Genomic DNA, 26,148 nt, shown 5'->3' with positions numbered 1-26,148 from the left:
AGTGGCCGTCAATCAACACCGCCCTAATCCGCCTAAGTTGCCGGAGGCGAATAGCTGCCGCAGATTAGAGACCATTGAGCGCCCCGCGGCCAGCAGCAAAGGGGGCGCCTTGGGGGCAGAAACGCCAACTTTTCCTTTGACAAAATCACAAAAACAAAACGCCCCCCCTTCGAACACAAAGCCGGCCCCCATTCGGGGGCCGGCTTTGTGTTGAAGTACGAGTCCGCAACGCGGGCCGCTGGCCAGCCATGCCGGCAGCAGGGCGGCTAATCGGGTCGGGCTTCGGTCAGTCGAGCACGTCGAGCAGCTCGATCTTGAAGACCAGCGTCTCGTTCGGGCCGATCGCCCCGCCGGCGCCGCGGGCGCCGTACGCGATGTCCGGCGGCAGCACGACCTCCCATTTCGCGCCCGACTTCATCATCTGCAGGGCCTCGGTCCAACCCGAGATCACCGCGCCGACGGGGAACTCGGTCGGCTCGCCGCGGCGGTAGGAGCTGTCGAAGACCTCGCCCGTGGTGAGCGTCCCCTCGTAGTGGACCCGCACGGTGTCCTCGGGGCCGGGGCTGGCGCCGTCGCCCTCCTCGATCACCCGGTAAAGCAGGCCCGAATCGGTCTTCTGGACGCCCTCCTTCTTGGCGTACTGGTCGGCGAACTCGGCGCCGCGGGCGAGGTTTTGCTGGGCGGCTTGGGCCATCTGGTTCTCCGCTTTTTGTTGCATTTGCTGTTGGAACTGCTTCATCACTTGGGTGATCTGCTCGTCGGTCAGCATCGGCTCGGCGTCGGTCAGGCCGTCGCGGAGGCCCGCGACGATCGCCCCGAAGTCGACCTGCACGCCGTCCTGCTTGAGCCGGCGGCCCAGGTCAAGGCCGAGGCTGTAGGAGACCTGCTCGCCGAGCGTCGACAGCTCGGGCTGGCCGGGCTGCGGCAAGTTGTCCTGTGCTTGGGCAGCCGGCGCGAGGAGCAAGAGTAATCCGAGGTAGATACGCATAGGTCGAGGGGATCGAGTTGCTAGGGGTGAGGGAAGAACGGGGGGCGGCCCGCCACGCCGGGCTCCCCCGATAGAATCGAAAACGTTCGGCGCCGCCCGCAAAGGGGGGGAGGGGAGCACTCTACCGCGCGCGGCCTTGGCCGGTGAACCGCCGGATCGTCGCCGAGGGCGCCGCGCCGCGATATAGTGCTGGGTAGTCCGTTCGCTCCGCCGCGGCTGGCGGGCCTTCCTGTTCTGCTCCTACCGCATGCCGACAGCAACCCCGATGCCGTTGGTCTGGCCAAAGCCCGGATTCTCGCCCCGCTGCGACCAGCCGCGGCCCGTCCGTGCCGGCTTCACGCTGGTCGAATTGCTGGTGGTGATCGCCATCATCGGGGTGCTGGTCGCCCTGCTGCTGCCCGCCGTACAGTCCGCGCGCGAGGCGGCGCGGCGTACGGAATGCGTCAACAAGCTGAAGCAGATCACGCTCGCCGCTATCAACTACGAGGCGACCGAAGGCCGCTTGCCCCCGGCCGGGCTGCTCGACCCCGAGCCCCGCGTGTACGCGCGGCAGCAGTACGAGGTCGTCAACCAGTTCACCGGCAAGATGCACAGTTGGGCGGTCCTCCTGTTGCCCTACCTTGAGGAAGGGCCGCTATACGACCGCTTCGACCTGTCGCGGAGTCTGCTCGACCAGGCAGGCGACCCGCAGTCCGCGTGGGTCGATTCGCTGCTCTGCCCGTCGGACGACGCGCGCGGCCGGTTTTTTCAAGACAATCAATTCGTCCAAGGGCGAACGTTCGCCAAGGGCAACTACGGCGGTTACACCTCGCCGTTCCACAACGACTTGCAGCTGCTCTACCCGGGCGCACTGGTGGTCCGTGGGTTGGAGGCCCGCAAGGTGATCGACGGGCTGAGCAAGACGCTCGCCTTCGCCGAGCTGCGGACGCGTGCCGACCCGCTCGACGAGCGTGGCGCCTGGTCGCTTGCCTGGAACGGCGCGTCGCTGCTAGCGTTCGATATGCACCACGACCGCACCGCGAGCGGCGGGTTCTTCTCCCGGTTCTTCGCCAACGGGCTCTACGAGCGGCAGGCACAAACGCCCAACACCACCGCGGTCGTCGAAGACACGCTGGTCCACTGCGAAGACGACGAGACCGTCCTCGCGACGCGGCTCGACGGCATGCCCTGCAGCCAGTGGATCGGCATCGACCCGCCGTACGCCAACGCCATCGGCTTGTCGGGCTACCAGTCGGCCGCGCCGCGCAGCCTCCACCCGGGGGGCGTGAACGGGGGCTACCTCGACGGCCATGTGAAGTTCATCCCCGACGACGTCGACGCGGTCCTCATGGCGCTGGACATCGGCATCCACGACGAGTACGTGGGCAGGGCGCACGTCGACGCAACGATGACCAGCGAGTGACCGACGCCCCCCGCAACCGACGCCTGCCGCTCGAAGCGATCGGCGCCGCGACGCTGGCCGTGGGCCTGGTGGTGCTGGCGGCTGCGGTTTTCACGCCCGACTCTTGGCTCCGCGGCGGGGATTATTCGGCCGCCGACGCACGCGAGCACCAAGCCGCGTCGGCCGAGCTGCACCGCCTGGCGCTCTCGCCCGATCGGACCGAGGCCCACCTGCAGCAGCTCCGCGAGGCGCGCGAGAAGATGGGCGACCTGGAGGTGGACCGCCGGCGGGCCGCCGAGGCGCCCGACCGCTGGCGGGAGGCCTTCCGCTGGCTGGGCGGCGGGCTCTGCCTAGCCGGCGGCGCGACCGTCGCGGCGTCGCGGGCGCTGAACGGGTAGCCGCGGCCCCCAGGGCCGTTTCACGGTGCGAGCTGGAGTGGGCAGGCGAGGTCCGCCTCGTTCCGCGTGCCCGCCCCTCCGCCTGCGATGGATCGCTGAGCTTGCCCCCTGTCCGGGCTTGTGGCGCCCGGCGGCCCTTCGGTGGGCTCGAAGCCGCCTAGACGCCCGGCGGCAGGCCGGCAAGGATGGCCCACTTGCCCCGGCCCACCGGACCCCGCCCCTGGGCCCCGGCCCCCCGATCCCGCGCCCCTTGCCCCACCGCTGCTGACGTGTCGTACAGCCTGACGCACCTCAAGGCGCTCGAAGCCGAGAGCATCCACATCATCCGCGAGGTCGCAGCCGAGTTCAGCAACCCGGTGATGCTGTTCTCGATGGGCAAGGACTCGTGCACGATGCTGCACCTGGCGCGGAAGGCTTTCTTCCCCGCCAAGCCGCCGTTCCCGCTGCTGCTGGTCGACACGACCTGGAACTTCCGGTCGATGTACGAGTTCCGCGACCGGCACATCGTCGGCGAACTAGGGATGGAGTGCCTGGTCCACCGAAACGAGGAGGGGCTCAAGCAAGGCCTCAGCCCGTTCACCCACGGCAGCAAGACCTTCACCGAGGTGATGAACCTCGGCGCGCTGCGTCAGGCGTTGGACAAGTACAAGTTCGACGCGGCCTTCGGCGGCGGCCGCCGCGACGAGGAGAAGGCCCGCGCGAAGGAGCGCGTCTACTCGTTCCGCGACTCCAACCACGCGTGGGACCCAAAGAACCAGCGCCCCGAGCTGTGGAACCTGTACAACGGCATGGTCCACAAGGGGGAGCAGATCCGCGCGTTCCCGCTGTCCAACTGGACCGAGCTGGACATCTGGCAGTACATCCACCTGGAGGGGATCGAGATCGTGCCCGCGTACTACGCGGAGGAGCGCGACGTGGTCGAGTTCGACGGCAGCCTGATCGCCGTGGACGACGACCGCACCCCCGAGGAGCTCCGCAAGAAGTCCCGCAAGGAGTGGGTCCGCTTCCGCACGCTGGGCGACTACCCGCTCAGCGGCGCGACCGTCAGCAAGGCGCAGACCCTGCCCGAGATCATCCAAGAGATGCTGCTCGCCACTCGCAGCGAACGCGAAGGGCGAACGATCGACAAGGACCCCGGCGCGTCGATGGAAGAGAAGAAGCGCAAGGGCTACTACTGAATGCGGGATCCGGATTTCGGATTGCGGAATCTGAGGGAGTCCGATGTCGGATTTTGCCGAGGAGATGAAGCGGCGAACGAAGCAATTTGGTTTGCGGGTTTATCGACTTGTCGAGAGCCTCGACGCTCGTGGGTCCTCGCACGTGCTCGGCAAGCAGTTGCTTCGGTGCGGAACGTCCGTCGGCGCCAACTACCACGCCGCCTGCCGCACCCGCTCGCCGGCCGAATTCCGTGCGAAGCTTGGGATCGTGGAGGAAGAGTGCGACGAGGCCATCTACTGGATCGAATTGCTTACAGAAACGGGACTCGTCCCCAGAGAGAGAGAGTCGGCGACTTGCTGGCCGAAGCTAACGAGATCTTGGCCATCATCGTGACGTCCCTGAACACCTCAAAACGCAGCGGCTGAAGAGACTCCGCATTCCGCAATCCGACTTCCGCATTCGCCATGAGTCATAAATCCGAGCTGATCGCCACCGACATCGACGCGTACCTCAAGGAGCACGAGCAGAAAGAGTTGCTCCGCTTCCTCACGTGCGGCTCTGTCGACGACGGCAAGAGCACCCTCATCGGGCGCCTGCTGTACGACTCGAAGATGGTCTACGAGGACCAGCTGGCCGCGCTGGAGGTCGACTCGAAGCGGTTCGGCACGACCGGCGGCAAGTTCGACCCCGCGCTGCTGACCGACGGCCTGAAGGCCGAACGGGAGCAGGGGATCACGATCGACGTCGCCTACCGCTACTTCAGCACCGCCAAGCGGAAGTTCATCATCGCCGACTGCCCGGGCCACGAGCAGTACACCCGCAACATGGCGACCGGCGCGAGCACGTGCGACCTGGCGATCATCCTCGTCGACGCGCGGCCCGACCACGGCGTGATGACCCAAACCAAGCGGCACTCGTTCATCGTGTCACTGCTCGGGATCAAGCACGTGCTGATCGCCGTGAACAAGATGGACCTGGTCGACTGGTCCGAGGACCGCTTCGAAGAGATCAAGCGCGACTACCGCGACTTCGCCACGCGGCTGGACATGCCGGACCAGCACTTCATCCCGATCAGCGCGTTGGGGGGCGACAACCTGCTCGTGCACTCGGAGAACACGCCGTGGTACGAGGGGTCGACCCTCATGCACCACCTGGAGAACGTGCACATCGCGAGCGACCGCAACCTGATCGACTTCCGCCTGCCGGTGCAGTTCGTGAACCGGCCGAACCTCGACTTCCGCGGCTTCTGCGGCACGATCGCGTCGGGCCGCGTGCAGGTCGGCGACGAGGTGCTCGCCTTGCCGAGCAAGCGCCGCAGCAAGGTGTCGCGGATCGTCACGTTCGACGGCGACCTCCAAGAGGCTTTCGCGCCGCAGGCGGTCACGGTCACGCTCGACGACGAGATCGACGTGTCGCGGGGCGACATGCTCGTGCGCCCCGACAACCAGCCGGCCACGGCCAGCGCGTTCGACGCGACCGTCGTGTGGATGGCCGACGAGCCGCTCCTGCCCGGCAAAGAGTACCTGATCAAGCAGACCACGCAGGTCGCGTCGGGGCGGGTGTCGACGCTCCGCTACCGGATCGACGTGAACACGCTGCACCGCCAGCCCGCGCCGTCGCTGGAGCTGAACGAGATCGGCCGCTGCCGCTTCGAGCTGTCGCAGCCGATCGCGATGGACGGCTACCGCCGCAACCGCTCGACCGGCGCGTTCATCATCATCGACCGCCTTTCGAACGTGACCGTCGGCGCCGGGATGATCCTCGACGGCTCCACCGCCGAGGAGCGCGACGCGTGGGACAAGCCGGCCGCCGAGGGGCTGGTCGAAGCGGTCAGCGCGGTCACCCCCGACGAACGGGCCGCCCGCTACGGGCAGCAGCCCCTCACCGTGCTGCTGACCGGCCCGCCCGCGTCCGGCAAGACGCCCATCGCCGCGGCGGTCGAGCGGATGCTGTTCGACGCGGGACGCGCGGTGGTCGTGGTCGACGGGCAGTCGCTCCGCCGCGGCCTGTCGCGCGACCTGGGGTTCACGGCCGACGACCGCAGCGAGAACCTCCGCCGCGCGGCCGAGGTCGCCAAGATGATCAACTCGGCCGGCCTGCTCTGCGTGGCCGCTTTCGTCGCGCCGCAAGAAGAGGTGCGCCGCAAAGCGGCCGAGGTCGTCGGGACCGACAGGCTGCTGGTCGTCCACTGCGACGCGCCCGAGGGCTGGCGCCGCGAGCACGACGAGCAGGGCGTGTACGCCAAAGCCGACGCCGGCGAGATCAAGAACCTGACCGGCGTGTCGATCGAGTACGAGGCGCCCACCACGCCCGACTTGGTCGTCAAGCCGGCCGAGCAATCGATCGACCAGTGCGCGGCGGCGATCGTGAAGCTGCTGGAAGAGAGCGGGGCGATCTAAGCCGACGCGCTCGGCAGCGCGACTCAGGCCGCCGTGTCGGCGAAGACCAAGCTCATTCGCCCGAGGCTCCGTAGAGGTAGTCGTCGATCCGAGACGCCGCGTCGGGCGGCATGCCTTCCGCCTTGCCGATCACGTTCTTAAGGCGCTCGGCGATCGTGGGTCGCGTCGGCTCCTCGACGAGCTCGACGCGCACCGCCGCCCCCTCGGGCGGGGCGAGTCCCTTGTCGTCGAGCACGACCACGCCGTTCTGCACGCGTCCCGTGTAGGTCATCGTGGGCTCCTTCGGTTCAACCGGTCGGCGCGGGCTGGGGCGCCTCGCCGGTTGATTCTACCTCGGACGGCGGGGTGGCGTCGTCTGGCTCGGCGGGAGGTTGGTCGCCGCTCGCCGGGTCGTCGGCCGGTTCGGCGGCGTCCTCCTCGGCGGTGTCACCGGCGGCGTCGCCGGCGTCGGGGAGGTCCTCGGCCGGGCGGGCCTTGAGGATCACCTTGTCGCCCTCGATCGTGAGCGACTCGAACTGCCGCAGCGCCTTGGCGTTGTCGGCGTTGTCGTACAAGTCTTTGGCCAGGTTCTGGTCCTTGAGCCCGGCGAGGAACTCCTCGGGGACCGGCTTGCCATTGACCGTCGCGTCGGCGAGCGTCACGACGAGCACGCCGTTTTCCATCGAGGCTTCGAACTGGCCGCTGGCGTTGAAGTAACGACCGGCGCCGACCATCGGCAAGAAGTCGGTGGGGATGCTCACGTCGCCGCCGAGCTGGCCGTCGGCGATCCGCACGAAGACCCGCCCCGCGAGGTCCGCGTTCTGGCCGATCAGCGCGTTGAGCTCTTCGGCTGTCAGCTCGAGGTCGCCGGGGTTCTCGCCTGCTTTGACCGCTTGCGCGAAAGCCTCGTAGCGCTCGTTGAGGGCCTTCATCTGCTCTTCGGGAAGCTCGACAACCTCGATCGCCATCGGCTCGGTCGCGGTGTACTGCTGGACCAAGCCCGAATAGAGCGAGTAGGCCGACCACACGGCGCCGACCACCAGCAGCAACAACACGACGGCCACGATCAGGCAGCCCCAGAACAAGCAGCCCTTTCCCTGGCGTTCTTCTCGGTGCTGGGGCGGGAGTTCGTCGTTGAATCGGTCGGTCATCGGTTCTTCGATCGGGTTGGGTGATGGCCGCCAGGCCGTGCGGTTCTCCGACTCGCGAGGAGAGTACCACAAAATCACGGAGGCGCAGCGGCGGGGCTCTTGTAGAGTCTGTTCGTCGACGCACGGCCGATCTTGGCGCCGCCCCCCAGCCGGAGTCACAGCACGCATGCCCGAGCCCGAAGCCGCCACACGCGACCGGCTGGCCCTCCGCCGCACGACGCTCGCCAACGAGCGCACCCTGCTGGCCTACTTGCGCACCGCTTTGATGCTGGTCGCGTCGGGCGTGACCCTGTGGCGGCTCCAGCCGCTCGGCGCGACCGACCGCTGGCTCGGCGCCGCGGCGATCGCGGCCGGCGTCGCGGTGGTCGCATGGGGCGCGTGGCGATTCGCACAGCAGCGCGCGGAACTGGCCCAAGAGGACGCCCCCGACCCGAGGGCGTAAGCCCTCTCAGAGTGGCGCCCGCCATCTGTTCGATGGCCGGGCCCCTTAGTCGACCACCAGGTGCATCACGGCGAACCACTCGCTCGGGTCGGTCCAGACACGCCGCAGCGCGAACCCGGCGCCCGCGGCCAATCGGGCGAACCCCTGCGTGGTGTACTTGTGAGAATACTCGGTGTGGATCGACTCGCCGGCCGCGAACTCGATCGGTTCTTCCTCGATCGTGGCGGTGTGGTCCGCCTCGGCGACCAGAGAGATCGACACGCGCCCGGGTCCCGGCTCGTACACGGCGCGGTGGCGGAACACGGAGGGGTTGAGGTCCGAGTCGAGCTCCCGGTTGATCCGCTCCAGGAGGTTGAGGTTGAACGCCGCGGTGACGCCCGCCGAATCGTTGTAGGCCGCCTCGATGATGGCCGGCTCCTTCTGCAGGTCGACCCCGATCACCAGGCCCCCGCCGCGGCCGACGAGCCGCGCGATCAGGCCCAGCAGCCGCTGGGCCTCGGCGGGAAGGAGGTTGCCGATCGTCGAGCCCGGAAAGAACACCGCCGCGTGCGACGCGGGCCGCGGCAGCTTGGGCAGCTCGAACGGCTGGGTGAAGTCGGCCGCTGCCGGGACCACGTCGAGCCCGGGGTAGGCGAGCGACAACCGCGCGGCGGCCGCGTGCAGGTGCTCCGCCGAGATGTCGACCGGCACGTAGGCGACCGGATCGGGCAACGCGTCGAGCAACAGCCGCGTCTTGGTGCTGCTGCCGCTGCCGTACTCGACCACCGCGGCCCGGGGGCCGATCGCGGCGGCGATGTCGCTCGCGTGCGTACGGAGGATCGCCAGCTCGGTCCGCGTCGGGTAGTACTCCGGCAGCTCGCAGATCTTGTCGAACAACTGCGACCCGCGCCGGTCGTACAAATGCTTGCACGGCAGCGATTTAGGCCGACGGGTGAGGCCGTTGAGCACGTCGGAGCGGAAGTCCGCGTCGCGCGTCGCGGCACGACGCGCCTGAAGCGTGGAGGGAGGCATCTTGGTAGGGCTCGGTCGGAAGAGGGGGCTACCGGTTGCGACGCCGAGAGCCCTCCACCCGATCGCTGGGGCGGCCTGCGCTCGACCTACTCGCAAAAGGTAGGACTGCGCCCGCCAAGCGGGAACCTTCCGCTCAAGAATCGACCCGAGTGGCCGCGCCGCAAGCGACTGGCTGGCCTCGGGGCGATCAGCCCCCGGCCGCCGCCGCGGCCCCGGCGGCTTGCTCGGCCGCACGCTGCTCTTCGGCGGACAGTTCCGGATTCGGCGTGGCGTCGCCGGGGCGGAGGCCCAGCAGCCACTCGATCCCACCGATCAGCGACTCTTGATAGCGGGGGTTGGTCCACACGTCCTCGCGGTGCCCGAGGCTCATGTGCATGACCCGCCCGCGGCCATAGTCCTTGACCCACAGCACGGGGATGTGCCGCGGCCGTTTCAGGTCGGTCTCGCCCATGTCGAGCGACATCAGCACGCGCACCTTCTCCGGCTGCCAGTGCTTGAACTGATAGATCTCTTCCTTCATCCGCACGAGCGCGCCGGGCGCGCCCCACGGGGCGGAGGCCGGGTGGTCGCCGCTGTGCACGCGGAGCACCACGTCGGTGTCGGCGGTCCAGGGGTGCCCGTCGAACGTGCCGCCGAGCATGTCCCAGTACGGCTCGTAGTCGTGGTAGGTGTCCGCGGCCGCGTGGATGCCGAGGAAGCCGTTCCCCTGCTCGGCGAGCCAATCCTCGAGGAACCACTCGCGCGTCGCTTCGGGGATAGGCAGGTCGCCCGTCGTGTAGAACGCGACGACGTCGTAGTTGGCGAGCAACTCGGGGGTGAAGTCGGTTTCGACGTCTTGCGTGCAGTCGACACGAAACTCGCCACTCCGCAGGCCGAGCTGCTTCATGACCTGCTCGCTGACGGAGAGATCGCTCGCCTTGCGCGTGACGCTCGAGTGCTTGTACCCCGCGCTCTGCGTGACGAACAGCACGCGGTGCGGGCCACTACCGGCGGGTTTCTTCGCGGCGGACTGCTTGGCTGCGTCTTGCGAATCGCCGAGGCGTTTCACTCGCAGGTTGCGGTACCAGACCTTCGAGCCGTGGTCCTGCAACGCCAGCCGCCCCGCGTCGGCCTTGGCGAACCGATCCCACGCGGCGAACTTGCTGCCCGACACGCGGTCGTTCCACTCCTTCGAGCCGATCTCCGTCGAGACCACCTTCTGGCCGTTGACCCAGTGCTCGACCCGGCCGTCGCTCACCGTGATCCGCCCCGTGTTCCACTGGCCGGCCGGCTTCGAGGCCGACGGCGGCGCGGGGTACAAGCCGTACAGCGCGGCCGGGCCGGTCAGGTCGTCGCTCGACTCCGACGGGTCGAAGACCTGGTACTCGGGCCCCGTGTGGTAGGCCGGCTCGTCGGTCTCAACCACCCGGTACATGACGCCGCTGTTGCCGCCCGGGGCGATCTTCCACTCGAAGCGGAAGTCGAAGTCGCCATAAGTCTCCTGGGTGACCAAGTCCCCGCCGGAGCCTTCGAGCCTGAGCACCCCCTCTTCAAGCCGCCAGGAGTCGGGCGACGCGTCCTCGTTGTAGCCCCGCCAGGTGTCGGAGAGAGCATCGCCGGCGAGCAGGTCGGTGAAGCCTTCCTCGGCAACACAGCGAGTCGCGACGATAGCCAAGCAGACGGCCAGTGGTGTGAGCAAGCGGGATGAGTGTTTCACGGCTCTTGTGGGTCGGATCGAGGAGGGGGGTCGGGCGTGGGGAAATCAACGCCGGAGTACAAGTCGGCCATCGCGAACGCAGAAGCGAGCACCGGCAGCTCGACCTGGTCCGAGAGGTCCTGATACGAGGTCAGCACCCAGCGATCGTCGTCACGCCGCGCGAAGTGATCCACGTGCGCCCGGTCCTGCGCGACGAGAACGTATTCCCTCAGCGAGGGCATCGTTCGGTAGTTGTCGAACTTGCGGCCGCGGTCGTAGGCTTCGGTCGACTCGGACAAGACCTCGACGATCACCTGCGGGTTGAGCAGCACGCGTTCTCGATCGCCTTCGAAGCGTGGTCGCTCACAGGTGATGCTTGCGTCCGGATAGGTGCGCAGGCCGGTCGGCGTGAACACCATCAGGTCGGCCGAGTAGACACGGCAGTTCTTGCCCTTCAACGCGTTCACGAGGGCGGCTGTCGCGTTGGCTGCGACGAGGCTGTGCGCAGCCGTTCCCCCGGCCATGGCGAAGATCTCGCCATCAAAGTACTCGTGCCGGGTGTCGCTCGCTTCTTCGAAAACGAGGAACTCGTCGACGGTCAGGCGTTTTGCGGCGCCGGTGGACATGGCGTTAGCTTACCACAGCGGCACGGCTCGCGGGTCCGGCGCTTCAGCCGACCTCTTTCTCGTCGATCCAGGCCATCATCTTCCGCAGCTCCTTGCCGACCTGCTCGATCTGGTGGCCCTGCTCGCGGCGGCGGGTCGCCTTGAAGCTGGGGGCGCCGGCCTTGTTCTCGAGCATCCAGTCCCGGGCGAAGCGGCCGGACTGGATGTCGTCGAGGATCCGCTTCATCTCGGCCTTGGTCTCGTCGGTCACGACACGCGGCCCCGACTTGTAGTCGCCGTACTCGGCCGTGTTGCTCACGCTGTAACGCATGTAGCTGAGGCCGCCTTGGTAGAAGAGGTCGACGATCAGCTTCACCTCGTGCAGGCACTCGAAGTACGCCATCTCCGGCTGGTAGCCGGCCTCGACGAGCGTCTCGAAGCCGGCCTTGACCAGCTCGCTGAGGCCGCCGCAGAGCACCGCCTGCTCGCCGAACAGGTCGGTCTCGGTCTCCTCGGCGAAGGTCGTGCGGATCACGCCGCCGCGCGTGCCGCCGATCCCCTTGGCGTAGGCCATGCCGGTCTTGAACACGTTGGACGACTCGTCGGACATCTCGTCATCCGACGCGGTAGCGGCGGCAGACCGAGTGGCGATCAGGCAGGGCACGCCGCCGCCGGCCTCGAACTCGCTGCGGACCAGGTGGCCCGGGCCCTTGGGCGCCACCAGCAGCAGGTCGACCCCCTTGGGGGGCTCGATCAGCCCGAAGTGGATGTTGAAGCCGTGCGAGCACATCAGGATCGCGCCCGGCTTGAGGTTGTCGCGGATCTCCGCCTTGTAGACGTCGGCCTGGACCTCGTCCGGCAGCAGGATGTTGACCACGTCGCCCTGCTTGGCGGCGTCGGCGGCCGACACCGGCTCGAAGCCGTGCGACTTGGCCAGGTCGTAGTTCGCCCCGCCCGGCCGCTGCCCCACGACGACCTTCACGCCCGAATCGCGGAGGTTCTGCGCGTGGGCGTGGCCTTGGGAGCCGTAGCCGATGATCGCAACGGTCTTGCCCTTCAGGGCGGCGAGGTCGGCGTCGTAGTAGATCTGGGCCATAGGACGGTTGCGGAGTGCGGATTGCGGAATGCGGATTGGGCGCTGGCGAGGTCGGACACAGCGGAATCCGCATTCCGCAATCCGAAACCCGCAATGGAATCAGTTGTTCTCGTCGCCCTCGGCGTCGGCTTGGCCCGCGACGGGCCGGTTCACGCTGCGGACCATCGCGATCCGCCCCGTGCGGCACAGCTCGAGGATGCCGAAGGGGCGCATCATGTCGATGAAGGCCTCGATCTTTCGCTCCTGGCCAGAGAGCTCGACCATCATCTCGCTCGGCGACACGTCGACGATCCGGCCGCGGAAGATTCGCGTCAGCTCGCGGATCTCCGGGCGATCGCCCTTGTCGGCCTTGACCTTGATGAGCATCAAGTCCCGCTCGACGTAGTCCTGGCCGCTGATGTCGTCGACCCGCACCACGGTGACGATCTTCTCGAGCTGCTTGCGGACCTGCTCGACGGTGCGGTCGTCGCCCACGACGACGAACGTCATCCGCGACAGCTCCGGCGACTCGGTCTCGCCTACCGCCAGGCTGTGGATGTTGTACGCCCGCGAAGCCAGCATCCCCGCCACGTGCGCCAGCACGCCCGGTACATTCTGCACGACGGCGGAGAGGACGTGTCGCATAGCGGGCCGGGAGCGAAGCGGGGGTGGGCGGGGTCGGGGCAGCGAGCCGGGGCCCGTGGGGCGTTTCCGAAGCGGCCGGGGTGGGCCGAGCCACGGATCGTAATCCGCTGGCCAGACCCCCGCAACCAGCGAGGGCGCGAGGGGGGCGGCGCACCGGGGGCGCTGACCGCGTTGACCCCCCGCGCCGCGGCCGGTACGCTAGCCAGACTCGCGACCCCCGATCGGCCCGGCAAGTTCGCGGCGCCCCCTTTAACCCAGGCCGAAACGACCCCAACGCTGGCCCGCGGCCGCCCCCCGAAGCAGGGGCGCCCGCCGGCTCCCCCGGGAGAACCCTTCCCCCGGGAGAGGCTCCGCCGGTGTGCCCCCTATCGGAGACCCGATGTCCCTAGTCAACGAGCTCGTCGAAGCAGGCGTCCACTTCGGTCACCGCGCCAGCCGCTGGAACCCGAAGATGCGGCCGTACATCTACGCCCGCCGGAACCTGATCCACATCATCGATGTCCGCGAGACGATCCGCGGCATGCTGCGGGCGAAGAAGTACCTGGCCGACGTGGCCGGCCGCGGCAGCCTGATCCTGTTCGTCGGCACCAAGCGCCAGGCGGCCGAGTCGATCGAGCGGGAGGCCCAGCGGTGCGGCATGCCGTTCGTCGCCGAGCGCTGGCTCGGCGGCACGCTGACCAACTTCCGCACGATCCGCGACCGGCTGGGACGCCTGGAAGAGCTGGAGCAGATCCGCGGCTCCGAGGCGATCAACTCGTACTCGAAGAAGATGCAGTCGACGCTCAACCGCGAGTACCGGAAGATCTACCGCAACCTCAACGGCATGCGGACGATGACCCGCTTGCCCGAGTGCTTGGTGGTGGTCGACCCCAAGAAAGAGAAGAACGCCGTCAAGGAGGCCCGCGCGCTGGGGATCGCCGTGGTGTCGCTGATCGACACGGACTGCGACCCGGACACGGTCGACCTGCCGATCCCCGGCAACGACGACAGCATGCGTTCGATCGAGGTGATCACCCGCCTGCTCGCCGACGCGGTCGCCGCCGGCAAGGCCCAGGCCGCGATGCAACAGCAGGCGGCCAACGAGGGCGCCGCGCGTGAAGCAGCCAAGAAGGCCGAGGCCACGGCGGCCGCCGAAAAGGCCGCTGCCGAAAAGGCCGCCGCCGACGAGCCGGCCCCGGCGAGCTGACGTCCGCTGGGTTGCGGATTGGGGAATTCGGATTGCGGATTCCATCGAGCCACTCCGCCATCCGAAATCCCCAATCCGCAATCCAGCCGCCCCACCGAGCAAGCCGTGGCGGCGCCGACCACGCACAAGGACCCCTTCCGATGGCGACGATCACTGCCGCGATGGTGAAGGAGCTGCGCGACGAGACACAGCTCCCCATGATGGACTGCAAGAAGGCGCTCGCCGAGGCCGGCGGCGACAAGGAGAAGGCCAAGCAGGCGCTCCGCGAGAAGGGCCTGAAGCTCATGGCCGCGCGGTCCGACCGCGCGACCGAGGAAGGCCGCATCGCGATCTACTCGGGCGTCGACAAGCCGGCCGGCGCGATCATCGAGCTGCAGGTTGAGTCCGCCCCGGTCGCCGGCCACGAGGACACCGTCGCGCTGGCCAACGCCCTGGCGAAGCAACTCGCCGAGGGCCCCGGCGCGAAGACGCCCGACGAGCTCTGGCAGCAGCCCTCGCCCGACCACAAGGGCAAGACGCTCCGCGAGGTCAAGGACGAGATCGAGAACCGCATCCGCGAGGTCTTCAAGCTGGCCCGCATCGAGCGGGTCGAAGGCCCGACCGGAGGCTACGTGCACTTCGACGGCAAGTCCGGCGTGCTGCTCTCGGTCCAGGGGGGCGACGACGCGCTCGCCAAGGACATCAGCATGCACGTGGCGGCGATGAAGCCCTCGGCCACGACCAAGGACGACCTCGACCCGGCCGAGGTCGAGAAGGAACGCGGCATCCTCATCGAGGCGGCCAAGCAGGAGGGCAAGCCGGAGAACATCATCGAGAAGATGGTCGACGGCCGGATGAAGAACTTCTACGCCGAGAAGGTCCTCGCCGAGCAGCCCTTCGTCAAAGACGACAAGCAGACCGTTGGCAAGCTCGCCAAGTCCGGCGGCATGGAGCTGCGCAGCTTCACCCTCTGGAAGCTCGGCGAGACCAGCCAGGCCACCAGCGCCTGATCCGGCCTGCGACAACCCGATCGACCGAACGCCCCGGGTCTCTGCCCGGGGCGTTCTCTTTCTTAGAACCGCCAAGACGCCAAGAGCGCCAAGGCCGCCAAGACGGTGCGGCTTTGGGATTGGCCGCAGGTTACAATCGGTCGATACGAAGTCGCACCTCCGAGACCGAATCACCCGTCATGTGGTGGCGATCAGTTTGGCGTTCTTGGCGGCGGCTTTCGTGATCCTTTTCGTCCACACCATTCCGCACGAATACGGGAAGGCGTCTCCGCACTCCCTCACGTTCTTCGTCGCACCCGGCCTTCGTCGCACCCGGCACGGCCGCATTTACCGCTGTCTCGGTGCTGAGGGCGACGCGGCATCGGGCGCGTCGATCCGGGGGGCCGACGACTGACTCCCCGAGGGGCTCTTGGCGGCCTTGGCGCTCTTGGCGGCTTGGCGGTCCACGAAGCCGGCAGCTAGACTCAGCTAGCCCGCCACCCCGCCAGCCCGCGCCCGACGCCATGCCCGAATCGCCCTACCAACGCGTCATCCTCAAGCTCTCCGGCGAGAGCTTCGCCCCGCCCGGGCAGCGGGGGATCAGCATGGAAGAGGTGGTCCACATCTCGCAGCAGACGATCCGCGCCGCGGCGCTGGGCGTGGAGATCGGGATCGTCATCGGCGGGGGCAACATCCTCCGCGGCGCGCAGTTCACCGCGGGCAAGACCGGCATCCAAGAGGCCACCGGCCACTACATGGGGATGCTCGCCACGGTGATCAACGGCCTCGCGCTGCAGGACGCGCTGGAGTCGCTCGGCGCGCAGACCCGGCTGATGACCGCCATCAAGATGGACGGCGTCGCGGAGCCCTACATCCGCCGCCGCGCGAAGCGCCACCTCGAGAAGGGGCGGATCGTCATCTTCGCCGCCGGGACCGGCGCGCCGTTCGTCACGACCGACACGGCCGCCGCGCAGAAGGCCCTCGAGCTCGACTGCGACATCCTGATGAAGGCCACCCGCGTCGACGGCGTCTACAACGACGACCCCGAGAAGAACCCCCACGCGGTGCTCTACGAGCGGCTCACCTACCAGCAGGTCCGCGAGAAGGAGCTGCGGGTGATGGACTCCACCGCGATCGCCCATTGCATGGAGCACGACCTGCCGATCCTGGTCTTCAACTACCGCCAAGACGGCAACATCGAGCGCGCCGTCCGCGGCGAGACCCTCGGCACGCAAGTCTCGAGCGCCGCGGCCGCGGCGACGAGCTGACCGGCGGTTCCCCCCACGACCCGCGTCGTGGGCCGGCCAGCCGCTCGGTTCCTCCCATCTCTCACCGGACCCCACACACCCCTCATTCGCCATGACTCTCGACGAGATCCTCCTCGACGCCGAGGAGCGGATGGACAAAGCGGTCGACAAGCTCAAGGGCGACCTGACCGGCATCCGCACCGGCCGCGCGAACCCCGGCATGGTCGACTCGCTCCGCGTCGAGGCCTACGGCTCCCCCACGCCGCTGAAGCAACTCGCCAGCGTCAGCGCGCCCGAGCCGCAGCAGCTCGTGATCCGGCCGTTCGACCCGTCGACGATCAAGGACATCGAGAAGGCGATCGTCGCGTCGGACCTGGGCCTCGCGCCGCAGTCGGACGGCAAGGTCGTGCGGCTCAACATCCCGGCCCTCTCCGGCGACGTGCGCAAGAAGATGGTCGCGCGCACCAAGGACCTCACCGAAGAGGCCAAGATCGCCATCCGCAACGTGCGCCGCGACGCGAACAAGCACCTGGAGCAGCTCGAGAAGGACAAGGAGCTCAGCGAGGACGAGCTGAAGACCTACAAAGACGACGTGCAAGAGCTGCTCAACAAGCGCGAGGCCACGTGCGACGAGCTCGCCAAGGCCAAGACGGCCGAGGTGATGGACGAGTAAGCGGTCGGCCTGTTGCCCGCGAATCACGCGAATCGACGCGGATCGACGGTCACGAGTCGGGATCGCTTTCCCGTGCCGCGTCTCCTTGCGGTCTCCGACACGCGTGTAGGCGTCATCCGCGCTGTTCGCGGGCAGACCCCTCCCCCTGCTAGCACCCGCCGCTTCGCTCTTCTCGCGCGGCGGCCGCGCGTGTTAGTCTCCCCGCCCGCTTGGCGCACGAGGCGCCGCGCGCCGAGGGAAGACACGCTAGCCCGCCAGCAGAGGCCCGACCGATGGATCGCTCGCACCCCCGTTCCTTCCTTTGCGTTGTCGCCAGCCGTTGGCCCCTGGTCGTGACGGCCGGCGTGGTGCTCGGCGCGGCGCTCGTCGCCCGCGGGGTCGTCACCGGCGAGGCCGAGGCCCAGGCGCCCCGCGCCGCCCAGCCCGCCACAAGCAACCCCGCCCCGGCCCCCCTGGCCGACCTGCCCGAGGGCGGCCCGCCGCACGACGTGATGGCGATCGTCAACGGCAAGGACATCAGCCGCCAGACGCTCGTGCAGGCGTGCGTCGAGCGGCACGGCGAGGAGGTCCTCGAGAGCCTCGTCAACAAGCGGCTCATCCAGCACCACTGCCGCAAGCGCGGCGTCGAGGTCACCCCGCAAGAGATCGACGCCGAGGTCACCCGGATGGCCAAGCGGTTCAACCTCGGCCGCGAGCAGTGGCTCGAGCTGCTGGCCAACCAACGCGGCGTCGACGAGACCCAGTACAAGCGCGACATCCTCTGGCCCACGATCGCGCTGCGGAAGCTGGCCGCCGATCGGGTGCAGCCGACCGAGGACGAGATCCGCGAGGCCCACGAGTCGCGCTTCGGGCCCGCCGTGCGCGCCCGGCTGATCGTCGTCACCGACGCGGCCAAGGCGCAGCAGGTCCGCCGCGAGGCGGTCGCGCGTCCCGAAGACTTCCCGCGCCTGGCGATGCAGCACTCGCAGGACGTGAACTCCGCGAGCATCGGCGGCCTGATCCAGCCGATCCGCCGGCACATGGGCGACCCGCTGATCGAGCAAGCCGCGTTCGCGCTCCGGCCGGGCGAGATCTCGCCGGTCGTCGAGGCCGCGGGCCAGCACGCGATCCTCATGTGCGAGGGCCTCATCCCCGCGCGGAACACGCCGCTCGAGGAGGTCCGCGGCGAGCTGACCGAGGCCCTCGTCGAGCAGAAGCTGCGCGGCGTCGCCAACGACCTGTTCGGGCAGCTGCAGCGGTCCGCCACGATCGTGAACATCTACAACGACCCGGGCCTCCGCGACACGATGCCCGGCGTGGTGGCCACCGTCAACGGCGAGGCGATCACCATGCGGCAGCTCGGCAAAGAGTGCCTCGACCGCCACGGCGAGGAGGTCCTCGAGGTCGAGATCTCCCACCTGCTGCTGCGGCAAGAGCTGAAGCAAGCGGGCGTGACGGTCTCGCAGTCGGACCTGCTAGAGGAGATGGAGCACGCGGCCGAACTCGCCGGCGTGGTCGGCCCCACCGGCGACGCGGACCTCGCGCGCTGGAAGGAGATGGCCACCACCGAGCAAGGCCTGTCGTACGACCAGTACGTGCGCGACAGCGTTTGGCCCTCGGCCGCGCTGAAGAAGCTCACCAGCAGCAAGGTGAAGATCGACGCCGACGACCTGCAGAAGGGCTTCGAGGCCAACTACGGCGAGCGTGTCCGCTGCCGCGCGATCGTGCTGGGCAACCTGCGCCGCGCCCAAGAGGTCTGGGACAAGGCCCGTCAGAACCCGTCGATCGAGTACTTCGGCGACCTGGCCGAGGAGTACTCGATCGAGCCCTCCAGCCGCAGCCTCCGCGGCGAGGCCCCCCCGATCCGCAAGCACGGCGGCCAGCCCCAGCTCGAGGAGGTCGCGTTCGAGCTGGCCGACGGCGAGCTCTCGGGCATCATCCAGGTGGCCGACAAGTTCATCATCCTCAAGTCCGAAGGACGCACCGAGCCGATCGGCGTGACGATCGACGAGGTCCGTGGCGAGCTGCAGCGCGACATCTTCGAGAAGAAGCTGCGCCTGGCGATGAGCCAAGAGTTCCAGCGGGTACGCTCGGCCGCCCGGATCGACAACTACCTGGCCGGCACCAGCCAAGCGCCGCCCGCGAAGCAAGCCGCGCGGCGCCGCGACGGCGCGGTCACGCCGACGTCGGCGGTGCGTTGAGGCCCCCGGCCGGCGACGGCCGCAGCGGCTACCAACTTCCTCACAACGCCCGGTCCGGCAGGCCTCGCCGGATCGGGCGTTGTTCGCTTGGGCGGGGGCGGCTCGACCCATTCGTGGCTCCCGGGCCGGACGCAGCCGCCCGCTAGTCTCCCCGGCCGGACGCGGTCTCCGTGGCGCCGTCGGCGAGTATAGTTGACATGGCTCGCCAGCCGATCGGCCCAAGCCTCCCCGCCGACACACGCGCGCCCGGTGGCGGAGAGGGGAGCGATTCTGGCGTCAAGCTAGAACCCCAGTCGCCGGTAGGCTGTCAGAGGCTCCAGGGCCTATCCAGGCGGGGTCGGGCCGCCGCCCGGCCCCGCTAAGCCCGCCTTCCACCTTGTGCGTTCCGTCCTCAAAATCGGGGTCCGATCCGTCCGACCCCTCCGCCCCGGTGCGTCATGCCCCCCAGCGACTCCACAGCCGCTCCGCCGTTCCAGGTCCGCGTCGCCGACCGCGTGACCCGGCTGCCGCCGTATCTGTTCGGGCGGATCAACAAGATGATCTACGACAAGCGCGTCGGCGGCGACGACGTCATCGAGCTGGGCATGGGCAACCCGAGCGACCCGCCCGAGGGCGCGGTCATCGAGAAGCTCGTGGAGGCCGCGCGCAACCCGGGCAACCACCGCTACAGCAAGAGCAACGGCATCGCCAACCTGCGGCGCGAGGTGGCGAGCAAGTACCTCAAGCGGTTCGGCGTGCGCCTCGACCCGGACGCGGAGGTGATCACCTGCCTGGGCTCCAAGGAGGGCTTCAGCCACATGTGCCTAGCGCTGATGGGCCCGGGCGACACGGCGATCGTCCCCACGCCGTACTTCCCGGTGCACGTGTACGCGGTCGCGCTCGCGTCGGGCAACGTGATCCAGTTGCCGGTGGCCGACTCGGACAAGTTCCTCTCGGCGATCGCCCACACGTGCGAGACCCTCTACCCCAAACCGAAGCTCCTGCTGCTCTGCTACCCGCACAACCCGTCGAGCGTGACGGTCGAGCAGCCGTTCTTCGACGAGGTCGTGAAGCTCGCGAAGAAGTACAACCTGATGGTCATCAGCGACTTCGCCTACGCCGACGTCGCCTACGACGGTTACAAGCCGCCCAGCTTCCTGGCCTCGCCCGGCGCGATCGACGTGGGCGTCGAGTTCACGACCATGTCCAAGGGGTACAACATGGCCGGCTGGCGCGTGGGCTTCTGCGCGGGCAACCGCGAGATGATCGGCGCGCTCGCCACGATCAAGGGCTACTACGACTACGGCATGTTCCAAGCGATCCAGATCGCCTCGATCGTCGCGCTACGCGACACGCAAGCGGCCGTCGAGAAGCAGTCGGAGATCTACCAAGGCCGCCGCGACGCGCTGTGCGACGGCCTCGTGCGCCTGGGCTGGCAGGACGCGCGCCCCAAGGCGGGCATGTTCGTCTGGCAGCCGATCCCCGAGCCCTGGCGCAGCCGCATGAGCACGATGGACTTCGCGATGCTGCTGCTCGAAAAGGGCAACGTCGCGGTGAGCCCCGGCAGCGGCTTCGGCCCCGACGGCGAGGGCTACCTGCGGATGAGCCTCGTCGAAAACGAGGAGCGCCTGAAACAAGCCGTCCGCCAGATCAAGACGTGCCTCCGCGACGCGGAGGCCCAGTACAGCGGGGGCCAAGCGACCCCCGCGCTCACCTAATCGCTCCGAGCTCCTTGCAGGGAACACCATGCCACGGTTGATCGAGGTCTCTGCGAGCGGGCCCCACAGCTTGTCTCTACGCTACGACGACGGCGTAAGCTGCGTCGTCGATCTGGGCGACCTCGTCGGCAAAGGCGTGTTCCGCCCGCTCGCTGATCCAAACCGCTTCGCCGAAGTCCGGCTCGGCGAGCACGGAGACGTCGTGTGGGACGACGCGCTCGATCTTTGCCCCGACGCGCTCTACTTGCAGGTCACGGGCAAGTCGATACGCGAGGCCTTCGACGCCGAGCCGAACGAGCCGTCGCACGCCGGCCGTTAGTCGGTTTTATGGCGTCGTGGTCAAGATGGGGGCTGGCTCCGGTGTGGCTCGAGATCCACCGGCAAGAGTTGCGGGCGAACTGGGATCGCGCCCGCAATGCCGACGCTATCGCGTCAATCGAACCCCTCCCCTGAAGCGCCGCTCTCCCGATGCGCCGCTCCTCCGGAGAACCGGGCGCGGCGCCGGCGGGCGGTAGCCGGGTGGTTTGGCACGGCGGTTGCTTTTTCTGTCACTGTCGCCCCGACGCGGCGCCATGGAACGGCGGCCCGGACGGAGCGAACCTGATGAACACCCGCGAGTTGCTCCACCACCCGCCTAACCCACTGAAACAAGGATTGTTCCGATGATCGAGCCCGCCATCCTCGTTGTCTTCGTGTCGCTCACCGCCTACGTGCTGCTCGGTAATTTCGTCACCGGGCGCTTGTAAGCCCCACGCCCCGCGAAGCCGCGTCAAGCCATACCGCCTGCTCCTTACCCGTCCCCTTACTTCGAGGTCGCCTGATCCGCCACCGCCCGCAGCTCCTCCCCCCGCTGCACCCCACCGCTTCCCGCTTGTCGCTTCGCTTCCCCGCAGCGAGGCGTCCCTCAGCGGCCCAGCTCTTTCCGAGCTGGGCCGCTTTTTTTGTTTAAAGCCGCTCCGGACAGCCCTCGTTTCAGCCGTAGAGAAACGCCTTCCTCGCGTTCTTCAACCTCGCCGATGCCGGAGCAAGCTCCTCGCGGCTCGCAACACGGCGGCTCTCGGGCGAGGTTTCGACGTCGCCCTCCTGGGGGGCGACGCAGGCCGCGGTCGCTGCTCGGTGCGGCAGCGATCGGCCGCACGGCTCTCACCGCAGCCCCGCCCGGCCGCGTTGTCGTTTGTTCCAGCCGGTTTGCAAATTTTGGATCCTCCATGCGTCCTGGCGGCCGGGGGAGGGGGCCGGCGGAAGAAAAAAGTTGACGGCTAGGTGACTACTGTTATACTGATGTAATCACTAGGGGCCGCCATGCTTCTCCGCATCGAAAAAGGGTCGAGCGTGCCGATCTCTCGGCAGATCGCCGAGCAGGTCGCTTCGCTCTGCGCCGCCGGCAAGCTCAAGCCCGGAGACCGGTTGCCGTCGGTCCGCGAGCTGGCCCGCGAGCTGGCGGTCAACCAGAACACGATCCTCCGCGTGTACGAGCGGCTCACCGGCGAGGGGCTGCTCGAGCGCCGCCACGGCCAGGGCACGTTCGTCGCCCCCCACTCGGGCCGCCGCGCGACGGCCGCGCACCGGCGCAGGCTGCTGGAGGAACTCCGCCAGATCGGCCGGCAGGGACTCGGCCTCGGGCTCTCGCCCGACGAGCTGCACACGCTGCTCGGCGAGGCGCTCGACCAACTCGGCGCCGAGTCCGACGCCCACGCCGCCTCGACCCAACGGGCCGCATCCACCCAACAGCCAGCATCCACCCACCAACAGGGAGCCAAAGCATGACCGCGCCCGCGATCCAAGTCGACGGCTTGGCCAAGAGCTTCGGCAAGAAGCTCGTGCTGCGCGAAGTGTCGTTCCGCGTCGACCCGGGGCAGACCTTCGCGTTGCTCGGACGCAACGGGGAGGGCAAAACCACCACAATCCAGACGCTCCTCGGCCTGCTGCCGCCCGACGCGGGCGAGGTTTGCGTGGCGGGGCTCGACCCGCAGGCCGAGCCGCTGGCGGTCCGCGACCGGGTCGGCTACCTGGCCGAAGACCAGGCCATGTACGGCTGGATGCGGGTCGACGAGATCGTCCGCTTCGTGGCGCCGTTTTACAGCCACTGGGACCACGAGCTGGCCCGTCGGTACCTGGGGGAGTTCGAGCTGCCGCTGCGGACTAGGGTCAAGCACTTGTCGAAAGGCCAGACGGTGCGCCTCGGCCTGGTGCTGGCCCTCGCGCACCGCCCCGAAGTGGTCATCCTCGACGACCCCGCGCTGGGCCTCGACCCGATCATGCGCAAGCAGTTCAACCGCGACCTGATCGCCCACCTGCAAGGCGAGGGGCGCGCGGTGCTGTACAGCTCGCACTTGCTGCACGAGGTCGAGCCGGTGGCCGACACGGTCGCGATCCTCGACGGCGGCCGCATCGTGCGCGCGGGCGGGGTCGAGGAGCTCACGTCCGACGTGCGGCGGTTCTTCGTGCGCCACGAGCTGCTGCCGGTCGTGCGCCGCGCGGGCGAGGTGCTCGACGTCCGCCCCGACGGCGACGAGCTGGCCGTCACCGCGGCGAAGGCCGACGCGGTGCACGACGCGCTCGCCCGCGAAGGCGCCACGCCCAACGCGACCGACCTGAGCCTCGACGAGGTGTTCGAAGCGTACGTCGTCGGCCGCCGCGAGCCGCCCGACAGGGCGCCCCAGCCGGTGCTGGCCGACGCCGGCTGAGCGATCGGAACTCACCGCGGAGAGCGCGGAGCACGCGGAGACCGACCAACAAGAGGAGCCGCCATGGGCCCTGTTTGGACGAACCTGTTCTGGAAAGAGTGGCGCGAGCAACGCGGCAAGCTGGCGGCCTTAACGGCGATCGCTTGCGGCACGATGTTGGTGATCCTGGCCGGCGCAGGTTGGTCGGACGAAGGGCGTCCCGATCTGCCCTTCATCTTGACTTTCACGCTATTGCTCTATGTGCCCATCGCCAGCCTGTTTGTCGGCATGGGGCTCGCCGCCAGCGAGCAAGCCAGCGGCACGATCCGGATGCTCGCCGGCCTGCCGTCGCCGATGCACAGGGTGGCCGTCGCGAAGCTTGTGGTGGGCTTCGTCACAACCGTGCTTCCGGCCCTAGCGACCATCGCGGCCGCGTGGCTTGCGGCGACGATCTCTCCCGAGCTCTCGCGCCAAGCGTTCGGCGAGGCCTTCTCGGCAGGCGGCGCCTTCTTTCCCCGGCCCCTCGCCACGGGCTTGTGGCAGATCGACGTGGCGTTGTTGGTCGCCGCTACTTCCGCGAGCTTGCTCGTGTGGGTCGTCGCGGTGAGTGCCAACCGGGACGACGAGGTCCGAGCCGCTGCGATCGCCCTCGGCGTGATCGCATTCGTTTGGGGAACCGCATCGGCACTGCTTTACTGGTGGGCCGCCGATACCGACTCGAGTATCTGGATGGGTGCGCTTGGCCAGTCGCTACTCGCGGCGTTGCCGGGAGGGTTCGTAGCGATCGCGCCGCTGAATGCTCCCGCGTTCTTCCCCGCCGACCGCTTGCCAGGCCCCACGCCCTCCCCGCTAACCGCGCTGGAAGTTGTCTCGGTCTTCGTAGCCGTGCACGGCGTGCTGGTTTGTCGGTGGCTCTCCGCCTACGGCGCGGCCCAAGCTTGGCGATCGGACGTCCTTCAACGGCTGAACGAGCGGCGCCGGGGCGCGTGGCTCGATGCGCCGATGGCCTCGCCGCGAGCGGCGATCGTGTGGCAGACGGTCCGCACGTGTGCGCCGGTGGTCGTGGGCTCGCTTGTGCTCGCCGCGGTTTACACGGCCTTGATCTACTCGATCGAATCGGGCATGGGCTCCAAGCCATTGAGCTTTAGGGACGGCGTGATGATGACTTCGCTGCTGACCATCGCTTGCGGCTTCCTCGCTGCGCTGGTCGTCGGCGTGGGCGTGCTGCTAGAGGACCTGCGGCCCGGCGTGAACCGCTTCTGGCGCTCGCGGCCGATCTCGCCCGACGCTTGGTTCTGGACAAAGTCCGCGGGCGGCTTGGCTGCGCTCGCGATCCCGTTTGGCGCGGCCTACCTGATCTACGGCGCCACGCAGCACGGGACCTTCGCCGACTTCCTCCGCGCCGACCATCGCGGAGCGTTGGTCTTCGCGCTGCTGTACACGTCGACAGTCGCCGCGGTCGTCGTCGTCCGCCAGCCGGTCTACGGCGCGATCCTCGGCGTTTGCCTGATGGGCATGTTCGCCGCGCCCAATCTCTTCGAAGGGTGGTTTTCGGCGGAGCTGGCGACCTCGGTGGTGGTGCTCGGCGTCGTGCTGACGACCCTCGCCGGCTGGCAAGCCTTCCGCCGCGACTGGTCGCTCGCCGGCAAGTAGCGCGCGTCAAGCACGGAGGTCGATCGCCGCCGCCGGCGCACGTCGGTCGGCGCCGCGGCCGCGGACCTTCAGGCCCGTCAGCCACGCGCCGATGACCGTCGCGTGGCCCAGGTAGTACGCGCCGTCGAAAAGAACGAGCTCGCCGCCGGTCGCAAACGCGGCCAGCGGGAGCTGCGACGCGATGCAGCCCAAGCCGTACAGCGCCGGTTCGCGCACGACTCTTGCGCCGGCGTAGAACGCTGCGAGGAGCCCGGTCTCGATCGCGATCGGACCCAGCACCTCCCACGTGATCAAGTACTTCCACGCGTCGAGGCTCGGCACGAGCACCAGCGGCGGCGCGACCAGCATCGCGCCGACCAGCACCGCCATCGAGAAGCCCTTGCGGCGCACGCGTCGGAGGCCCCGCGGTTTCCACGCGGCGTGGGCCGCTTCGATCAGCCCGCAAGCAGCGGCCGCCGCGGCTAGCACGATCCCCGCGAACGGCAGCAGTTCGTCTGCTTGGCCCAGGTCGCTGGGCAAGAGCATCAGCACGATCGCGATCACCCCCAGGGGTACCGACACAGCGATCCGGATCAGCACCCCCACCCGCCGCGACGGGATCCACGCGCCGAGCAAGCCCACCTGCCCGATCGACACGCCGATCAAGAACGACCGCCACGAAGATTCCGGATCCCCCAGCGGCGTCACGGCGATCACCGCGTTCACCGCCACCGTCGCCGCGATCAGCAGCGGCACGAGCGGCCGCCGACGCACGCGGCGGCGCCACAGTCGGCGGTAACGCTCGGGTAGCATCCCGCCATCCTAACCCGCTCTGAGTTGGTGCGTTGCGATCCGCCCGCCGCGCGGCGAGAATCAGCCCGGCCGCGTCGGACGGTACCGTCACGGCTTACCGAGCCGCCCGGTCGCTCCCTCACGGTCGCGGCTCGGCCAAAACTGCCCGCTGCCCTCTGCCTGCTGCCCTCTGCCTACTC

The 26,148-nt window shown here is 68.6% G+C and carries 25 protein-coding genes; 16 read left to right on the top strand and 9 right to left on the bottom strand.

What is annotated here, in order from left to right:
* Positions 1-286: 286 nt before the first annotated feature.
* Positions 287-988: a BamJ family beta-barrel-assembly machinery protein gene (bamJ, locus tag RIC11_RS05435; RefSeq protein WP_350209123.1), complete on the bottom strand. Its 702-nt coding sequence runs from the start codon at positions 986-988 to the stop codon at positions 287-289.
* Positions 989-1,253: 265 nt separating this feature from the next.
* Between bamJ and RIC11_RS05430 the strand changes: the two genes are divergently transcribed.
* The 5 genes from RIC11_RS05430 to cysN all read left to right on the top strand — a co-directional run bounded on the left by RIC11_RS05430 (position 1,254) and on the right by cysN (position 6,324).
* Positions 1,254-2,390 (top strand): DUF1559 family PulG-like putative transporter, encoded by a 1,137-nt coding sequence (locus RIC11_RS05430; protein WP_350209121.1) that lies wholly within the window; start codon positions 1,254-1,256, stop codon positions 2,388-2,390.
* On the top strand, positions 2,387-2,767 hold the full coding sequence (locus RIC11_RS05425) for a hypothetical protein (protein WP_350209119.1): 381 nt from the start codon (positions 2,387-2,389) through the stop codon (positions 2,765-2,767). Before RIC11_RS05430 ends, RIC11_RS05425 begins: the two co-directional genes overlap by 4 nt.
* Positions 2,768-3,036: 269 nt before the next feature.
* Positions 3,037-3,945: a sulfate adenylyltransferase subunit CysD gene (gene cysD / locus RIC11_RS05420; RefSeq protein ID WP_350209118.1), complete on the top strand. Its 909-nt coding sequence runs from the start codon at positions 3,037-3,039 to the stop codon at positions 3,943-3,945.
* A gap of 43 nt (positions 3,946-3,988) precedes the next feature.
* Positions 3,989-4,318 (top strand): four helix bundle protein, encoded by a 330-nt coding sequence (locus RIC11_RS05415; RefSeq protein WP_350209116.1) that lies wholly within the window; start codon positions 3,989-3,991, stop codon positions 4,316-4,318.
* Between the two features lie 71 nt (positions 4,319-4,389).
* On the top strand, positions 4,390-6,324 hold the full coding sequence (gene cysN / locus RIC11_RS05410; protein WP_350209115.1) for a sulfate adenylyltransferase subunit CysN: 1,935 nt from the start codon (positions 4,390-4,392) through the stop codon (positions 6,322-6,324).
* A gap of 52 nt (positions 6,325-6,376) precedes the next feature.
* Here cysN and RIC11_RS05405 read toward each other — a convergent pair whose 3' ends face one another.
* A complete protein-coding gene (locus RIC11_RS05405) occupies positions 6,377-6,595 on the bottom strand; it encodes a hypothetical protein (protein ID WP_350209113.1) in 219 nt (72 codons plus the stop codon).
* 16 nt (positions 6,596-6,611) lie between these two features.
* Positions 6,612-7,454, bottom strand: coding sequence for a hypothetical protein (locus RIC11_RS05400; protein WP_350209111.1), 843 nt, complete (start codon positions 7,452-7,454; stop codon positions 6,612-6,614).
* Positions 7,455-7,620: 166 nt separating this feature from the next.
* Between RIC11_RS05400 and RIC11_RS05395 the strand changes: the two genes are divergently transcribed.
* Positions 7,621-7,896 carry a DUF202 domain-containing protein gene (locus tag RIC11_RS05395; protein WP_350209109.1) on the top strand — a complete coding sequence of 92 codons (276 nt, stop codon included), beginning with the start codon at positions 7,621-7,623 and terminating at the stop codon, positions 7,894-7,896.
* A gap of 45 nt (positions 7,897-7,941) precedes the next feature.
* On the opposite strand, the gene egtD is transcribed toward RIC11_RS05395, so the two are convergent.
* The 5 genes from egtD to ilvN form a co-directional block, all read right to left on the bottom strand.
* Positions 7,942-8,907: an L-histidine N(alpha)-methyltransferase gene (egtD, locus tag RIC11_RS05390; protein WP_350209107.1), complete on the bottom strand. Its 966-nt coding sequence runs from the start codon at positions 8,905-8,907 to the stop codon at positions 7,942-7,944.
* Positions 8,908-9,094: 187 nt separating this feature from the next.
* Positions 9,095-10,603, bottom strand: a complete 1,509-nt coding sequence (locus RIC11_RS05385; protein WP_350209105.1) for a 3-keto-alpha-glucoside-1,2-lyase-like domain-containing protein — start codon at positions 10,601-10,603, stop codon at positions 9,095-9,097.
* A complete protein-coding gene (locus RIC11_RS05380; RefSeq protein WP_350209103.1) occupies positions 10,600-11,208 on the bottom strand; it encodes a Uma2 family endonuclease in 609 nt (202 codons plus the stop codon). Before RIC11_RS05380 ends, RIC11_RS05385 begins: the two co-directional genes overlap by 4 nt.
* Positions 11,209-11,251: 43 nt before the next feature.
* Entirely contained in the window at positions 11,252-12,283 is a 1,032-nt protein-coding gene (ilvC, locus tag RIC11_RS05375) for a ketol-acid reductoisomerase (RefSeq protein WP_350209101.1), read from the bottom strand.
* Between the two features lie 99 nt (positions 12,284-12,382).
* Positions 12,383-12,907 carry an acetolactate synthase small subunit gene (gene ilvN / locus RIC11_RS05370; RefSeq protein WP_350209099.1) on the bottom strand — a complete coding sequence of 175 codons (525 nt, stop codon included), beginning with the start codon at positions 12,905-12,907 and terminating at the stop codon, positions 12,383-12,385.
* A 379-nt stretch (positions 12,908-13,286) separates the two neighbouring features.
* Here ilvN and rpsB point away from each other — a divergent pair, with 379 nt between their 5' ends.
* From rpsB to RIC11_RS05320, 10 genes are all read left to right on the top strand, one after another.
* On the top strand, positions 13,287-14,093 hold the full coding sequence (gene rpsB, locus RIC11_RS05365; RefSeq protein WP_350209097.1) for a 30S ribosomal protein S2: 807 nt from the start codon (positions 13,287-13,289) through the stop codon (positions 14,091-14,093).
* A gap of 140 nt (positions 14,094-14,233) precedes the next feature.
* Positions 14,234-15,082: a translation elongation factor Ts gene (gene tsf, locus RIC11_RS05360; protein WP_350209095.1), complete on the top strand. Its 849-nt coding sequence runs from the start codon at positions 14,234-14,236 to the stop codon at positions 15,080-15,082.
* A gap of 503 nt (positions 15,083-15,585) precedes the next feature.
* Positions 15,586-16,329 carry a UMP kinase gene (gene pyrH / locus RIC11_RS05355; protein ID WP_350209093.1) on the top strand — a complete coding sequence of 248 codons (744 nt, stop codon included), beginning with the start codon at positions 15,586-15,588 and terminating at the stop codon, positions 16,327-16,329.
* 91 nt (positions 16,330-16,420) lie between these two features.
* A complete protein-coding gene (gene frr / locus RIC11_RS05350) occupies positions 16,421-16,981 on the top strand; it encodes a ribosome recycling factor (protein ID WP_350209091.1) in 561 nt (186 codons plus the stop codon).
* Positions 16,982-17,253: 272 nt separating this feature from the next.
* Complete coding sequence (locus tag RIC11_RS05345; RefSeq protein WP_350209089.1) at positions 17,254-19,161, top strand: peptidylprolyl isomerase; 1,908 nt, start codon at positions 17,254-17,256, stop codon at positions 19,159-19,161.
* 437 nt (positions 19,162-19,598) lie between these two features.
* A complete protein-coding gene (locus tag RIC11_RS05340) occupies positions 19,599-20,858 on the top strand; it encodes an aminotransferase class I/II-fold pyridoxal phosphate-dependent enzyme (RefSeq protein ID WP_350209087.1) in 1,260 nt (419 codons plus the stop codon).
* A 28-nt stretch (positions 20,859-20,886) separates the two neighbouring features.
* The gene (locus RIC11_RS05335; protein ID WP_350209085.1) at positions 20,887-21,177 is read left to right on the top strand and encodes a DUF2442 domain-containing protein; all 291 of its coding nucleotides are present in this window, start codon (positions 20,887-20,889) and stop codon (positions 21,175-21,177) included.
* A 983-nt stretch (positions 21,178-22,160) separates the two neighbouring features.
* Positions 22,161-22,625, top strand: coding sequence for a GntR family transcriptional regulator (locus tag RIC11_RS05330; protein ID WP_350209083.1), 465 nt, complete (start codon positions 22,161-22,163; stop codon positions 22,623-22,625).
* Complete coding sequence (locus RIC11_RS05325; protein ID WP_350209081.1) at positions 22,622-23,545, top strand: ABC transporter ATP-binding protein; 924 nt, start codon at positions 22,622-22,624, stop codon at positions 23,543-23,545. Before RIC11_RS05330 ends, RIC11_RS05325 begins: the two co-directional genes overlap by 4 nt.
* A gap of 63 nt (positions 23,546-23,608) precedes the next feature.
* Complete coding sequence (locus RIC11_RS05320; RefSeq protein WP_350209080.1) at positions 23,609-25,177, top strand: hypothetical protein; 1,569 nt, start codon at positions 23,609-23,611, stop codon at positions 25,175-25,177.
* A gap of 6 nt (positions 25,178-25,183) precedes the next feature.
* Here RIC11_RS05320 and RIC11_RS05315 read toward each other — a convergent pair whose 3' ends face one another.
* On the bottom strand, positions 25,184-25,969 hold the full coding sequence (locus RIC11_RS05315; RefSeq protein WP_350209078.1) for a hypothetical protein: 786 nt from the start codon (positions 25,967-25,969) through the stop codon (positions 25,184-25,186).
* Between the last annotated feature and the right edge of the window lie 179 nt (positions 25,970-26,148).

Source organism: Botrimarina sp. (assembly GCF_040219535.1).
Classification (GTDB): domain Bacteria; phylum Planctomycetota; class Planctomycetia; order Pirellulales; family Lacipirellulaceae; genus Botrimarina.
This window is presented reverse-complemented; position numbering and strand designations above follow the sequence as displayed.